This is a genomic window from Microbacterium sp. SORGH_AS_0969 (genome assembly GCF_030818255.1).
In the GTDB taxonomy this organism is placed as follows: Bacteria; Actinomycetota; Actinomycetes; order Actinomycetales; family Microbacteriaceae; genus Microbacterium.
This window is the reverse complement of record NZ_JAUTAG010000001.1, coordinates 1294013-1308188: the sequence shown is the minus strand read 5'-3', so window position 1 is coordinate 1308188 and position 14176 is coordinate 1294013. Positions and strand designations below refer to the sequence as shown.

Genomic DNA, 14176 nt, shown 5'->3' with positions numbered 1-14176 from the left:
CGTCGGGATTGGATGCCACCCCCTCGGCGTTCCTCCACGGCGCCGTCGCGCGAAGCATCCGTCTGTTCCGAGCGCGCGGCGGGTCGTCCAGATCGCGACACGCCTTCGCACCGCACACTACCGCGCACTGCGTGGTACTGTCCGAGGCAGACAAGCGAAGGGGGCCGCGTGTGGATACGACGCAGCTATTGAAGGGAGTGCTGGATGCCGCCGTGTTGGCGGTCGTGCAGCACGACGACGGGTACGGCTACGACATCGTGCGACGCCTGCGCGAGGCGGGGCTCGGCGAGGTGGGGGATGCCTCGGTGTACGGCACGCTCCGGCGCCTCTATTCCGCGGGGGCACTGTCGAGCTACGTCGTACCGAGCGACGGGGGACCGCACCGCAAGTACTACGCGATCAATCCGCAGGGCCGCGAGCTGCTCGCCGCGCAACGCGCGAGCTGGGCCCACTTCTCCTCCGCCATGAGCACACTCCTCGACGACACCCCGACCACGAAGCTGCGCACGATCGGAGACGCCCGATGATCACCACGCCCGTCCGCGACGACATCCGCGCCTTCGCCTCAGCGGTGCGCGCGCACCTCGACGACCTTCCCGTCGACGAGGTCGACGACCTGCTCGACGGTCTCGAGGCCGACCTGTCGGATCAGGCCGCCGAGGCCGGTGACGGTTTCACGATTCCGGATGCCGCGACCTACGCCGCCGAGCTGCGTGCGGCCGCGGGGCTCCCCGAACGCGGCGATGATCCCGCAGCGAAAAGCACGCCGTTCCGCCAGCGTCTCGCGCACGCCCGGACGTCTGTCGAGGCACAGATCCGTCGCAACCCGGCCGGTGCCTGGCTGCTCGACCTGCTGGCATCCCTCCGTCCGATCTGGTGGATTCTGCGCGCGGTGGTGCTGTATCTCTTCATCGCGCCACTCTTCTGGTCCGGGTACGGCTCGATGTCGGGTGCGCTCGCGTATCTGATCGGGGCGGTGCAGTTCCCGGGCATCGTGCTCCTGGCGGTGCTGCTGCTGGTGAGCGTGCAGTGGGGTCGTGGACGATGGGCGCCCAACGCGATCGTCCGCGGTCTCCGCACCGCGGTGACCATCGTGGCCGTGGTCTTGACCCCGTTCACGCTCGCGGCGATCGGCGGCAACCTGCAGTCCCTGGTGTGGGATGGATCGCACGACGTCCTCGCGGCGCCCTACACGTCGGGTCTGTCGCTCGACGGTCAGCGCGTCCGCAACATCTTCGCGTTCGACGCCGACGGCAACGCGATCCCGACCGTGCAGCTGTTCGATCAGGACGGCACTCCGCTCACGACCGTCGGCAACGCGAACGGCAACGCTCCCTTCGACAACTACTTCTATGGCGGGGGCGGTCCCGTGCCCGTGTCCTACACGGCACCCGGCGCTGCCGACGCGTGGAACATCTACCCGCTGCACGAGATCCCGGCGGGCACGATGACCTGGGACTCGGTCGAGGACGTCAAGAAGGCGACGACGCCGGCGTTCCCGTTCCTGCGCGTCCAGCCCGTCCCGACCGACGCGGCACCTTCCGCCGGAACGGCTGCCGAGGCCACGCCTCAGCCGTCACCGAGCCCCACCGACGCGGCGGTGACCCCGTGAGCGACGAGCCGCGCATCGTGAGCATCGACCTCACCCACCTCGTGATCGCCGCACTGGAGGACGCTCGCGACGAGGAGGAGTAGGCATCCCGAACTCGGGGCGTGATTCGGCGGTTTGGGGGCGTCGAATCACGCCCCGGCCGTCTCCCCGCCCGCTGAACGCGCGCCGTCGTGCGGAGTTCGCCCTCGACACGCCGTTCCCGACCGCTCCGGACCGGCGTGTCGGCCACGAACTCCGCGCGACGGCACACCTCGCGCCCGGCCGCACACCACGCCCGACGGCACACCACGCCCGGCCCGCACGCCATTCGTGCTCGGCCGGAGCGCAGCTCACCCCCGGGCAGCCCACCACTCCCGAAGACGCCGCTCGGCCTCTTCTTCGCCGAGCACGCCTTCGTCGAGTCGCAGGTCGAGCAGGAAGCGATACGCCTCACCGACCTCGCGGCCCGGCGTCAGCCCCAGCACCTCCTGGATGCGGTTGCCGTCGAGCTCTGGCCGGATCGCGTCGATCTCCTCCTGCTCGCGGAGGGCGGCGATGCGGGATTCGATGTCGTCGTAGGCGGATGCCAAGCGCTGGGCCTTGCGCTTGTTCCGCGTGGTCACGTCCGCCCGCGTGAGGATGTGCAGACGCTCGAGCTCGTCGCCCGCATCGCGGACGTAACGCCGCACCGCGGCATCCGTCCACGCGCCTTCCGCGTAGCCGAAGAAGCGCAGGTGCAGCTCGATCAGGCGCGAGACGGTCGTCGTGGTCGCGGCGTCGAACCGCAGCGCCTGCAGGCGCTTGCGCGCCATCCGCGCACCCTTGATGTCGTGGTGGTGGAAGGTGACGCCGCCGCCGGGCTCCAGTCGCCGGGTCGCGGGCTTGCCGATGTCGTGCAGCAGGGCCGCGAGGCGGAGGGGCACGTCGGGCGCGGCATCCGGGTTCCGCTCCTTCTCGAGCGCGATGGCCTGCCGCAGCACCGTGAGCGAGTGCTCGTACACGTCTTTGTGGTGGTGGTGCTCGTCGACCTCGAGCCGCAGCGCGGGGACCTCGGGGAGGAACTCGTCGATCAGCCGCGTCTCGACCAGGACCCGGATGCCACGCACCGGGTCATCCGTCTGCAGAAGCCGCACGAGCTCGGCCTGGACCCGCTCGGGACTGACGATCTGGAGCGTCTGCCGCAGCGCGCTCACCGCGTCGAGGGTGTCGGGGTCGATCGCGAACTCGAGCTGCGACGAGAAGCGCGCCCCGCGCAGCATGCGCAGCGGATCGTCGCCGAAGCTGACGGCCGGGTCGATCGGGGTGCGCAGGCGCCCGGCGATAAGGTCTTCGACACCACCGGTCGGGTCGACGAGCGTCCGCGCGGGGACGCGCAGCGCCATCGCGTTGACGGTGAAGTCGCGACGGCTGAGGTCGGCCTCGAGCGTGTCGCCGAACTCGACCGTGGGCTTGCGGGTGACGCCGTCGTAGCTGTCGGCGCGATAGGTCGTGATCTCGACCTGCTCGCCCTGGACGCGCGCGCCGATCGTGCCGAAGGCCCGTCCCACGTCCCACTGCACCGACGAAACGGGCTTCACGAGCGCGAGGATCTCGTCGGGGCGGGCGTCGGTGGTGAAGTCGAAGTCGTGGGTGAGGCGTCCGAGCAGCGCATCGCGCACCGGTCCGCCCACGATCGCGAGATCGCGGCCCGCATCGGCGAAGACGCGGGCCAGCGTGGCGACCACGGGATGCGCGGCGAGCTCTTCGAGGCGCGCGAGACCCTCGGCCATGTTCAGCATGCTTCGAGCCTATCCGGGGCCGCCGACAGCACCGCAGCGGTGCCGCCTCCGGTTGAGTGTCCAAGACACGCCGTATCGCACCCCGCAGTTGCGGCGTGTCGTGGACACTCAACCGGCGAGGGCCCTACGCGTCGAGGAAGCGCAGGAAACCGGTCACGATGAGCTCGCGGACGCGGGGGAGAAGATCGGCACGGAGGTCGTCGGCATCCACCTCGAGAAGCTCCGCGATCGCACCGATCAGCGCTCCCACGGCGAGGTCTCCATCGCAAGCGCCGACGAGGGCGGCGAGCGCCGGGTCGACCTCGATCGTGCGACCGAAGCCCCCGCCCTGGCGCAGCTCGATCACCGACGGAGACTCCTCGCCGGGACGATGGTGCCGGGCCTCCGTGACGTCGGGCGCCACACGAAGGGTCGCGGCAGCCAGCCCGTCGTCGTCGAGCAGGGCGGCGCGGTCGTGCTCCTCGAGGCACGCGGCCAGGTGCGGACCGAACGCCGCCTCTCCGCCGCCCGCGACCCGCTCGTAGCGTTCCAGGGTGGGTGCACCGGCCAGCGGTCGACGCAGGAGCACGTACCCGAAGCCGACCCCCGTGACCCCGCGCCGATCGAAGTCCTCGAGCCAGGCGTCGATCAGACGGGCGTAGGCGGGTGTCCCCGGCACCGTTCCGCCGTCGCGCACCCACAGCTCGGCGTAGGCGAGCGGATCCAGCACCTCGCGCTCGATCACCCAGGCGTCCAGCTCGGGATCGACCCACCCCTTCACCCGGTCCAGCCCGCTCTCGCCGTCGCGGTACTCCCAGTTCCCGAGCGACTGCGCCACTCCGCCCGGCGCGAGGTGAGCTCCGACCCCGCGGATGACCGAGGCGACGAGCGCATCGCCCTCGAGGCCCCCGTCGCGGTACTCGTAGGCCGGAACCCCCGCGACACGCGGGGTGATGACGAACGGGGGATTGGATGCCACCCGCTCGAACACCTCTCCCTCGACGGGTTCGAAAAGCGAACCGTGCCGCGTCTCGATCCCGTCGACGTCGTTCAGAAGGGCGTTCAGGCGCGTGAACCGCAACGCCCGTTCGGAGATGTCGGTGGCGACCACTCGCGGCACCAGGCGACGCAGGCGAAGAGCCTGGATGCCGCACCCCGTGCCGATGTCGAGAGCCGAAGCGGCGCGCCAGGTGACCTGCAGCCGCGCGAGCGTCTGCGACGCCCCACCGACGCCCAACACGTGATCCTCGGGAAGAGGGCCGCCCAGCGCCGCCTCGTCGAGGTCGCTCGCGATCCACCACTCCTCCTCGCCGTCCGTGTCGGCGATGGCCTGCGGGCGGACGAGAACGGTGGGCGCCACGGTGTCTCCGTCCTCCGCGGCGAGGCCCAGAGTGACGGCTCCCGCAATCCCGACTGACGGCAGGGCAGCTGCGAGGTCGTCGCGCCTCACCGAACGACCGAGCCCCCAAAGGCGCCCCAGCACCGCGAGGGGATCGCGCCGGTCGCCCAGCGCGCGCATCGCGGGGCCGAGCAGTCCGTGTGCGACGGCGTCGTCGGCTCGCGGACCCCACGCGCTCCTCAGCTCGGCGCTGCGGTAGCCCGCCGCCCGCAGGTCGTCGGCGAGGAGGCGGCACAGCGTCGGATCGGGTTCGGGAAGCACCGCTCCATTCAACCGTCTTCGCGAGGCTATCGGGGGGCTCCGAGGTGGGCGGCCCTAGACTCGTCGCGGTGCGAGACCCCTCGCCCACCGACGCTCGTATGACCGTGATCTCCCAGCCCTCTGGCTCACCCGTGCTGCGGCGCCCTCTCACGCGCCGGCTGCTGGCGACCCTCGCGGCAACCGCCCTCGCGCTGGGTATGGCCGCGCCCGCCGCCGCCGTGGCTGCTCCAACGGCCACGCCGACGCCCTCCGCCACGGCGAGCGCCGCACCGGTGCTCGCGGTCGCTCCGGCGGCCAACGGCATCCTGCGCAGCGGAGACGCACTCACCGCGACCGCGACCCGAGCGAACCCCAGCGGGGGAAGCGCCCTCCCTGCCTCCTCCGTGGCCCTGTCGATCGGCACACAGGCCCTGGCCGACGACTCGGCGCTCACGCGCTGGCTCGACGGTGATTCGACGGGCGTGACGCTCCAGCAGATCGCCACCGGGATTCTGGATGCCACTCCCTCCGGCTCGCAGGCGTCGACGACGTTCAGCGTGCCCGCGACCGATGCCGCGGTGGCCGGTCGGGCCGCCGGTGTGTACCCGCTCCTCGCCCGCACGGCCGACGGCCTCACGGCGCTCAGCGTCGTGGTGGTGACCGCCGACGCGGGAACGCCGACGCCCCTGGGGCTGGTCGTCCCGATCACCGCCTCGCCGATGACGCGGGGTCTTCTCACCGCGAACGAGCTCGTCGATCTGACGGCGGTCGACGGTCCGCTCTCGGCCCAGCTCGACGCCGTCGACGGCACGCGGGCGACCCTGGCGATCGACCCGGCGATCGTGGCATCCATCCGCGCACTGGGCTCGTCGGCACCTCCCACCGCCGTGGCGTGGCTGCAGAGACTGCTGTCCCTGCCCAATGAACGCTTCGCTCTGCAGTTCGGCGACGCCGACCTGGCATCGCAACTGCGCGCCGGGCTCACGGCGCCCCTCGCCCCGACCTCGCTCCAGTCGTACATGATCGCGAGCGATTTCACGCAGCCCCCTGCGGTCGCGAGCCCGTCGCCGGATCCCTCCGCGACCCCCGGTCAGCCGACGCTCCCCGACCTGACGACCCTCCTCGACATCGGCTCTTCCACTCCGTCGGTGTATTGGCCGGCCTCCGGCTCCGCGGGTGCCGACACGGTGGCCGCTCTCGGCGGTCAGGGGACCGCGGATGCCCCCACACGAGTCCTGGTTCCCTCGAGCACCGTCGCCGGTGCGGGCGAGGCCGTCCCGGCGAACGCCAGCGTCGGAGGAGTGTCCACCCCCGTGTACGACGCCGAGGTCTCGGCGGCACTGACCCGCGCGGCCGGCGAGAACGACACCACTCGACGCGGAGCCGACCTCGCCGCGGCACTCGGCTATCTGGCTTTCGCTCGCACCGCGAACGCCGACCGCCCCGTCCTCGCCCTCCTCGACCGCGGCACGGACCGATCGCGTGGGAGCCTGCGCGCCACCATGACGGCCGTCACGACCGCGCCGGGCTTCACCGGAACGACCCTCGACGCGATCGCCGGGCAGCCGGCATCCGCGATCTCGCTCGTCGACGCCGCGGTCGACAGCACGCTCGTCGACGACGTGACGAACCTCGTCGCCGACGAGCAGGTCATCGACCGCTTCGCGACGATCCTCGAGCAGCCCGACCTCCTCACCGGTCGCGAGCGCGCCGAGGTCCTCCAGGTGCTGAACGTGGGATGGACAGGGGATGCCGCCCGCACGACCGTCTCCGACCATCGCGCCGCGACACAGACCACGCTGAACGCGGTCGGCATCCTGTCGTCGGACTTCCGCCTGGTGAGCTCGAGCGCGCCGCTGCGTCCATGGGTGCGCAACGACCTCCCGTGGCCGATCTCGGTCGTGCTCGCGGTCCGCCCCGACGATGCGCGACTCCGGGTGCAGGATCGCACCCCCGTCGAGGCCCAGGCCTCGGCGAACACGCGCGTCGAAGTGCCCGTCGAGGCGCGACTGGCCAACGGCGAGGTCAGCGTCGCCCTGCAGCTCTACAGCCCCACGGGAGAGCCCGTCGGCGCCCCGCAGGTCGTCGACGTCGAAGTGCGCGCCGAGTGGGAGAGCATCGGCCTCATCGTCGTGATCGTGCTCGTCGTCGTCTTCCTCAGCGTGGGCGTGATCCGCACCCTCGCGCGTCGACGGCGCGTCGCCGCCGGCCAGGAACCAGAGCCGACACCCGACGACGAGCCGGCCGACGGACGCGCGCCCGCCGAGGGCGATGCCGTCGACGACGACCCCACCGACCCCCGCGCCTCCGAGGAGTCCCGCCCGTGAGCAGCATCGGTCGCGCGAGCGTCCTCATCGGGGCGGGCACCGTCGTCTCGCGGGTCAGTGGCCTGCTCCGCACGATCGTGCTCGTCGCCGCGATCGGATCCTTCGGCGGCGCCGGCGACGCGTTCGCCGTCGCGAACCAGCTGCCCAACAACATCTACGCGATCATCTCGACCGGCCTGCTGACCGCCGTCGTCGTCCCGCAGATCGTCAAGGCCGCAGCGCACGCCGACGGCGGCCAAGCGTTCATCTCGAAGCTCTTCACGCTCGGGACGGTCGGGCTGCTCGGCGCGACCGCCCTCGCGATGATCGCCGCGCCGTTCCTCGTGCAGGTGTACGCGAGCAAGTTCACAGCGGACCAACTCGCGCTGTCGACGGCGTTCGCCTATTGGTGCCTGCCGCAGATCTTCTTCTACGGCCTTTATGCGCTACTCGGTGAGATCCTCAATGCTCGACGGGTGTTCGGCCCGTACACGTGGGCACCCATCGTCAACAACATCGTCTCGATCGCCGGTTTCGGCGCGTTCATCCTGATCTTCGGCGGTCCCCAGACCCGGGTGGATGCCTGGACACCGAGCATGATCGCGGTGCTGGCGGGAACGGCGACGGCGGGCATCGTCGTTCAGACCCTCGTGCTGGTGTTCTTCTGGCGGCGGGCCGGCTTGGCGCTGCGGCCGGACTTCCAGTGGAAGGGCGTGGGCCTGCGCCACATCGCCCGACTGGCCGGGTGGACGTTTCTCATGGTCGTCGCGGGTCAACTCGCCGGCATCGTGCAATCCAACGTGCTCTCTGGCGCCTCTGGGGAGGACCCGGCGATCTTCGCGTCACAGAACGCCTGGCTCCTCTTCATGCTCCCGTACTCGATCATCGTGCTCTCGATCGGGACGCCGTACTTCACGCAGCTCAGCGAGCACGCGGCATCCGGACGGCACGACGAGGTGCGGGCCGACATCGCTCGCAGCATTCGTACGCTCGGGTTCTTCATCGTCGTGGCCGCTGCCGCCCTCGCCGTGGCCGCGGTACCCGCCAGCCGCATCTTCACCAACGGCGCCGAGCAGGCGACCGCCGCGGCTCCGGTGCTCCTGTGCTTCCTGCTCTGCCTGGTGCCTCTGGCCGTCCTGTTCGTCGTGCAGCGGACGTTCTACGCGTACAACGACACCCGGACCCCGTTCTTCTTCACGCTGCTGCAGTGCGCTCTCGTGGCCGGTGGCGCGGTTCTCGCGGGCCTCCTCCTTGATCGCAGCGTCCTCGCCGCGGGGGTGGCCCTCACCCAATCCTTCGCCAGCATCGTGCAGGTCATCGTCGCGAGCGTGCTGCTGCACCGGCGCCTCGGCGGGATCGGGGCTGCCGCGTGGCTCCCCGCGCTGGTCAAGTTCACCCTCGCGTCGCTTCCGGCCGCGATGGCCGGATTCGTCGTTCTCTCGCTCCTCGGGGGATCGACCGGCTGGATGACGACGAGCTCTCTCGCCGGAGCGGTCGGAGCCGGCCTGATCGGAACCGTCGTGCTGGCGGTGTACGTCGGCATCCTGGCCCTGTTCCGCACCCCCGAGGTGGCGTCGGCGTTCTCACTCGTTCGGCGGTTCCTGCCCCGACGCTAGCCCTCAGCCCCGCGGAATACCCCGGGGCTACCATGGGTTTCATCCGACGGAATCAACGAGAGGAAGGCGCAATCGTGCGTCACGTCATCATCATCGGGTCGGGTCCTGCCGGCTACACGGCCGCCATCTACGCCGCCCGGGCGAACCTCGAGCCCCTCGTCGTCGCGAGCTCCGTCGAAGCCGGCGGCGACCTCATGAACACGACCGAGGTCGAGAACTTCCCCGGGTTCCCCGACGGCATCCAGGGCCCCGACCTCATGGCCAAGATGCAGGCGCAGGCCGAGCGTTTCGGCGCGGAGGTCCTGTACGACGACGTCGTGTCTCTCGACCTCGAGGGACACGTCAAGAAGGTCACGTTGGGCAGCGGCAAGGTCGAAGAGGCCGTCTCGGTCATCTACGCGACCGGCTCCGCGTACCGCAAGCTCGGGCTCGAGGGCGAGGACCGCCTGTCCGGCCGCGGCGTCTCGTGGTGTGCCACGTGCGACGGATTCTTCTTCCGCGACCGCACGATCGCCGTCGTCGGCGGCGGCGACTCCGCGATGGAAGAGGCCAACTTCCTCACGAAGTTCGCGTCGAAGGTGTACATCATCCACCGCAAGGACACCCTGCGCGCGTCGAAGATCATGCAGGAGCGCGCTTTCGCGAACCCCAAGATCGAGTTCATCTGGAACAGCGCGGTCGACGAGATTCTCGGCGACGAGGCCGTCTCCGGCGTCCGCCTGCGCTCGACCGTCGACGACACCACGCGCGAGCTGCCGCTCGACGGCCTGTTCGTCGCGATCGGAAACGACCCGCGCACGCACCTCGTGCACGACAAGCTGCAGCTCACCGATCAAGGCACCATCTGGGTCGACGGGCGCTCGTCGCGCACGTCGGTCGAGGGTGTCTTCGCCGCCGGCGACGTGATCGACCCCACATACCGCCAGGCGATCACCGCGGCCGGCAGCGGCACGGTCGCCGCCCTCGACGTGGAGCACTTCCTCGCGGCGCGTGGTGAGGCCGGCAAACCGGCCGTCGCCGACAGCCTCATCGAGGGCCTGCCCGACGCTGCGGTGGTCTGAGGAACAATTCGACGCCCCCGGGCGTTTCACCAACTGACGCTCTCACTAAGGAGAAAAGCACATGACCGCCAAGGCGACGACCTCCGCGACCTTCGAGCAGGACGTCCTGCAGGCCGACGGACCCGTTCTCGTGGACTTCTGGGCCGAGTGGTGTGGACCGTGTCGCATGGTCGCCCCCGTGCTCGACGAGATCCAGTCCGAGAACTCGGGCAAAATCACGATCCTCAAGCTCAATGTCGATGAGAACCCCGACCTCGCGATGAAGTACCAGATCACCTCGATCCCCGCGATGAAGGTGTTCCAGGGCGGCGAGGTCAAGACGACCATCATCGGCGCGAAGCCCAAGTACGCGCTCGAGCAGGACCTCGCGCCGTTCATCGGCTGAGTCCCCTCGCGAATCGGATCCCCGGCGCTTCGGCGTCGGGGATCCGTCGTTTCCGGCGGCGTATCGCCCCGGGGGTCGCAAGGACAATGGATGCCGAGCAGGGCCCGCGCTCGATCACGCCCGGGGTGCGCTGGGATGAGGCCCACGGAGGCTTCATCATCGACGCGGCGGGGGAGAGGACGCTACGGGGTCGCGCTTCGGGGTTTGCGTCGCGCGGGCCGTGTCTTACCGGGGTGTGCAACGCGCGCGGTGTGCGTCGTGCACGGATCGCGTCGTGCGCGGACCGCGTCGTGCGGGGGTGGGCGCCGTGCGCGGCTCGCGCTTTGCGCGGACCGCGGAATGTACGCCGCGCGGTCCCAACGTCGTACCGGGAGTGCGGCGCGTCAGGCGCCTGAGGGCCGTCAGGAGGCGTCGAGGCGCACGCTGGCATCCCAGCGCCGGTGTGGCTCTTCTTCGCCCAGGATGCGCCACACAGCGCGCGTGAGCGGGGGATAGTCGAGAGCGATCTGCCGCAGGACGCGATAGTTGCGCGCACGGTTCGGGCGCTGCCCGCCGTTCTCGGCGATGTTGTCGGCCCGCAGCGTCAGGACGACGAGCTCATCGACGCTCGGGAGGTCTTCCATGAAGTCCCACGGGTCTTCGCCACCGCGCAGCCGCTCATGGATGAGCACTGCCAGTTCGTCGGATGCCTCTGCCCGCAGCAGTTCCAGACTCGCCCGCCGGGGCGGGTCTTGCTCGTTCGCGGTCACCTTTCAAGGGTACGCGCGACCGGCGGCACCCGGCGCTGTCCGTCAGCCGGTGTAGCCCTCTTCGCCCAGGGCGGAAAGGATGCGATTCAGGTCCTGAATCGAAGCGAAATCAATGCTGATCTGGCCTTTCTTTGCCGTCAGCGAAACGCGTACTTTGGTGTCGAGTCGGTCACCGAGCCGCTCCGCGACGTCGTCGAGACCGGAACGTCGCGACCCTGCCTTCGGCTTCTGACGCGCGGGCGAGACCCCCGGCATCTTGGCCGCTGCTTCCGCCGCGCGCACAGAGAGATCCTCGTTGACGATCTTGTCGGCGAGCTTCTGCATCTCCTGCGGGTCGTCGAGCGACAGGATCGCGCGTGCGTGCCCCGCGCTGAGTACTCCCGCCGCCACCCGCTGCTGAACAGGCACAGGGAGCTTCAGCAAGCGAATGGTGTTGCTGATCTGTGGACGAGAACGACCGATACGAGTGGCCAACTCCTCTTGGGTGATGCCGAAGTCCTCGAGGAGTTGCTGGTAGGCGGACGCCTCTTCGAGAGGGTTGAGCTGCGAGCGGTGGAGGTTCTCGAGGAGCGCGTCGCGCAGCAGAAACTCGTCGTCGGTCTCGCGAACCACGGCGGGGATGGACTCGAGGCCCGCCTCCCTCGAAGCGCGCGTCCGGCGCTCGCCCATGATCAGTTCATAGGTGCCGTCGCCCTTGTCGCGGACGACCACGGGCTGGAGCACACCGAACTCCCGCACGGAGTGCACGAGCTCCGCGAGGTCTTCGGGGTCGAAGTGCGTACGTGGCTGGCGAGGGTTGGGGACGATCGCCTTGGGGTCGATGTGTACGAGACGAGCGCCCGGCACCGAAACGAGGTCGTCCGCAGGCGAAGCCGCGTCCGTTCCAGCGGGGGATGCCGGCTGGGCCGACGAATCCTTCGCCGGCGCGCCGGGAAAGAAAACGTCGACCGGACGCGCCTCCGAAGCCTCCGCCGTGGGGATCAGGGCGCCGATACCGCGCCCGAGTCCGGTCCTCTTCGCCATCAGGAGCCCTTCGTCGTGGTGTCGCGGTTGACGATCTCGACCGCGGCTTCGCGGTAGGCGATGGCGCCCGCTGACTGGCCATCGTACGCGATCACGGTCTGCCCGAAGCTCGGTGCCTCCGAAACGCGCACAGAGCGGGGGATCACGGTATCGAGCACTTCGTCCGTGAAGTGGGAACGCACCTCGTCGGCCACCTGCTGAGCCAGACGGGTACGCCCGTCATACATGGTGAGGAGGATCGTGGAGACATGCAGCGTCGGATTGAGATGCTTCTGGATCATCTGAACGCTGCCGAGAAGCTGGCTCAACCCCTCCAGCGCGTAGTACTCGCACTGAATCGGGATCATGACCTCGTCGGCCGCCGTGAACGCATTGATGGTGAGCAGACCCAGCGACGGGGGACAGTCGATGATGACGAAATCGAGATGATTGCCATCGATCGCGAGGTAGTCGCGCAGCGCTCCTCGAAGACGGTGCTCGCGAGCGACCTGTGAGACCAGTTCAATCTCGGCGCCCGCCAGGTGGATGGTGCTGGGCGCGCACAGGAGGTTCGGTGACTCGGGACTCGTCTGGACGATATCCGCGAGAGGCACCTCGTTGATCAGAACGTCGTAGATGCTCGCGGTTTCTGCGTTGTGAGCGACCCCCAGCGCCGTAGAGGCATTCCCCTGCGGGTCGAGGTCGACCACCAGCACGCGCGCTCCCACAGACGCGAGAGCGGCGGCGATGTTCACGGCCGTCGTCGTCTTGCCGACGCCGCCCTTCTGGTTCGACACCGTGAAGACGCGCGTACGCCCGGAGAGTTCGACCTTCGCGCTCTCGAGCGCCCGACGCCGCGCGGACAGATCAGCGATCTCGCGTGCGATGGGGGAGTCATAGAACGAGGATGACGATGGCGTTTCGTCGGACTGTTTCACGTGAAACGCTCTCCCTTGCCGTCGCCGAACTCGCCCAGTCTACCCGCGAGGCGGTCGCGACGATCGCCGAGCGCCGGTTATCCACAGAGTTGTGGGCGAGGTTCGAGCCCACTTCGTGGGGGTGGTCGGGATGCCGTTGCCTGCCTCGTCCACCCCGAGGCGCGGTCTTATGGAGGTCACTGGGGGCGGTAAGGCGCTGTCGACATCAGGGAGAGTGGCTAAGTCGCAGCCTGGTGCCGCGAGGCGTCAGCACCCTGCCACCCGTGAAGTGCCGCCTGCCACGAGCGACTCACAGAGTAGCAAGTGACGACCACCGAGTCCTGACTGCCGAGCCCCAGGCACCAAGCACCAACTCGGGAGCGCGAAGCGTCGAGCGACGAGCCCCGAGTGCAAGGTCTCGCGTGAGCAACGTCTGCGGTGCGCTCTGTGCTCGTATTCTGCGACATGCGCCGCGGGGCAGGACGAGCGACTCAACCAGGATCCAAGGCGTGTCAAGACCACAGAGTTCGAGTGCACAGAGAACACGCAGAGGATCGCAATCAGCTCTGTTTCGCCGATCGAGCATCTCACCACGGGTCGCGAACTTCGCTGCCTGCCGGGCGAAGCCGTGCAGCAGGCTTCTTGCACGCCGCGCGTGGCCGGCGCGCCAGCGATCACGGCCGCACGGCACTCACTGTGCCATGTCGACCAGCCGCGACGCGCGAGGAGTAGTCAGAACAGACAGGGGTGCTTCATGCAGCGCAGACAGCCCGGCTTGCATCGCGAAGGCTCAAACAGTCGGCGTTTCTCGTGGTACACCGTCGACCTTGTTCGACGAGGGAGACACAACCAACCGGACTCCTCCAGCGACACTCTGACGTGAGCGAGATCGACCCGGGAGCGACTGGATCCATGACCGATTGACGTGATCGGTTCTCGTTACGTGAACTCGATCAACTCTCCGCCGCTGGGGAGACTCTCCGGCTCCCGGCGACGTCCTGCACTCTTCCCCACGCGTGGGCACATCCCGCGCAGCGAGATCCGTTGGTCGGTTTCACGTGAAACATCCCGAAGCGCCGAACTGGCTTGCAGTTTGCAGTGCGGTCCGATTGCCCCAGTCACGCTCGCGTATCGATCACCCGTCGAAGCAATC

General features: G+C 69.3%; 11 protein-coding genes. 6 read left to right on the top strand and 5 right to left on the bottom strand.

Annotated elements, in window-relative coordinates:
* Window positions 1-170 precede the first annotated feature (170 nt).
* Both QE388_RS06035 and QE388_RS06030 read left to right on the top strand, forming a co-directional pair.
* Entirely contained in the window at window positions 171-527 is a 357-nt protein-coding gene (locus QE388_RS06035; RefSeq protein ID WP_275799065.1) for a PadR family transcriptional regulator, read from the top strand.
* The gene (locus QE388_RS06030; RefSeq protein ID WP_307383870.1) at window positions 524-1612 is read left to right on the top strand and encodes a hypothetical protein; all 1089 of its coding nucleotides are present in this window, start codon (window positions 524-526) and stop codon (window positions 1610-1612) included. Before QE388_RS06035 ends, QE388_RS06030 begins: the two co-directional genes overlap by 4 nt.
* A 329-nt stretch (window positions 1613-1941) precedes the next feature.
* Here QE388_RS06030 and QE388_RS06025 read toward each other — a convergent pair whose 3' ends face one another.
* Both QE388_RS06025 and QE388_RS06020 read right to left on the bottom strand, forming a co-directional pair.
* Window positions 1942-3369: a CCA tRNA nucleotidyltransferase gene (locus tag QE388_RS06025; protein ID WP_307383868.1), complete on the bottom strand. Its 1428-nt coding sequence runs from the start codon at window positions 3367-3369 to the stop codon at window positions 1942-1944.
* Window positions 3370-3493: 124 nt separating this feature from the next.
* Window positions 3494-5008 (bottom strand): methyltransferase, encoded by a 1515-nt coding sequence (locus tag QE388_RS06020; protein ID WP_307383866.1) that lies wholly within the window; start codon window positions 5006-5008, stop codon window positions 3494-3496.
* A 68-nt stretch (window positions 5009-5076) separates the two neighbouring features.
* Between QE388_RS06020 and QE388_RS06015 the strand changes: the two genes are divergently transcribed.
* The 4 genes from QE388_RS06015 to trxA all read left to right on the top strand — a co-directional run bounded on the left by QE388_RS06015 (window position 5077) and on the right by trxA (window position 10355).
* Window positions 5077-7314 carry a DUF6049 family protein gene (locus tag QE388_RS06015; RefSeq protein ID WP_307383864.1) on the top strand — a complete coding sequence of 746 codons (2238 nt, stop codon included), beginning with the start codon at window positions 5077-5079 and terminating at the stop codon, window positions 7312-7314.
* A complete protein-coding gene (murJ, locus tag QE388_RS06010) occupies window positions 7311-8909 on the top strand; it encodes a murein biosynthesis integral membrane protein MurJ (RefSeq protein ID WP_307383862.1) in 1599 nt (532 codons plus the stop codon). Before QE388_RS06015 ends, murJ begins: the two co-directional genes overlap by 4 nt.
* A gap of 74 nt (window positions 8910-8983) precedes the next feature.
* Window positions 8984-9970 (top strand): thioredoxin-disulfide reductase, encoded by a 987-nt coding sequence (trxB, locus tag QE388_RS06005; RefSeq protein WP_307383861.1) that lies wholly within the window; start codon window positions 8984-8986, stop codon window positions 9968-9970.
* 61 nt (window positions 9971-10031) lie between these two features.
* The gene (gene trxA / locus QE388_RS06000; protein ID WP_058596206.1) at window positions 10032-10355 is read left to right on the top strand and encodes a thioredoxin; all 324 of its coding nucleotides are present in this window, start codon (window positions 10032-10034) and stop codon (window positions 10353-10355) included.
* Window positions 10356-10756: 401 nt separating this feature from the next.
* On the opposite strand, the gene QE388_RS05995 is transcribed toward trxA, so the two are convergent.
* From QE388_RS05995 to QE388_RS05985, 3 genes are read right to left on the bottom strand one after another with little or no spacing between them, the layout of a single operon-like run.
* Window positions 10757-11104, bottom strand: a complete 348-nt coding sequence (locus QE388_RS05995) for a hypothetical protein (protein ID WP_058596205.1) — start codon at window positions 11102-11104, stop codon at window positions 10757-10759.
* Between the two features lie 42 nt (window positions 11105-11146).
* Entirely contained in the window at window positions 11147-12127 is a 981-nt protein-coding gene (locus QE388_RS05990) for a ParB/RepB/Spo0J family partition protein (RefSeq protein WP_307383859.1), read from the bottom strand.
* A complete protein-coding gene (locus QE388_RS05985; protein WP_307383856.1) occupies window positions 12127-13044 on the bottom strand; it encodes a ParA family protein in 918 nt (305 codons plus the stop codon). The genes QE388_RS05990 and QE388_RS05985 overlap by 1 nt, the downstream gene beginning before the upstream one ends.
* Between the last annotated feature and the right edge of the window lie 1132 nt (window positions 13045-14176).

Coding starts and splice junctions, on each gene's coding strand:
- QE388_RS06030 (WP_307383870.1), top strand. CDS start 524: ATGATCACCACGCCCGTCCGCGACGACATCCGCGCCTTCGCCTCAGCG.
- QE388_RS06025 (WP_307383868.1), bottom strand. CDS start 3,369: ATGCTGAACATGGCCGAGGGTCTCGCGCGCCTCGAAGAGCTCGCCGCG.
- trxA (WP_058596206.1), top strand. CDS start 10,032: ATGACCGCCAAGGCGACGACCTCCGCGACCTTCGAGCAGGACGTCCTG.
- QE388_RS05990 (WP_307383859.1), bottom strand. CDS start 12,127: ATGGCGAAGAGGACCGGACTCGGGCGCGGTATCGGCGCCCTGATCCCC.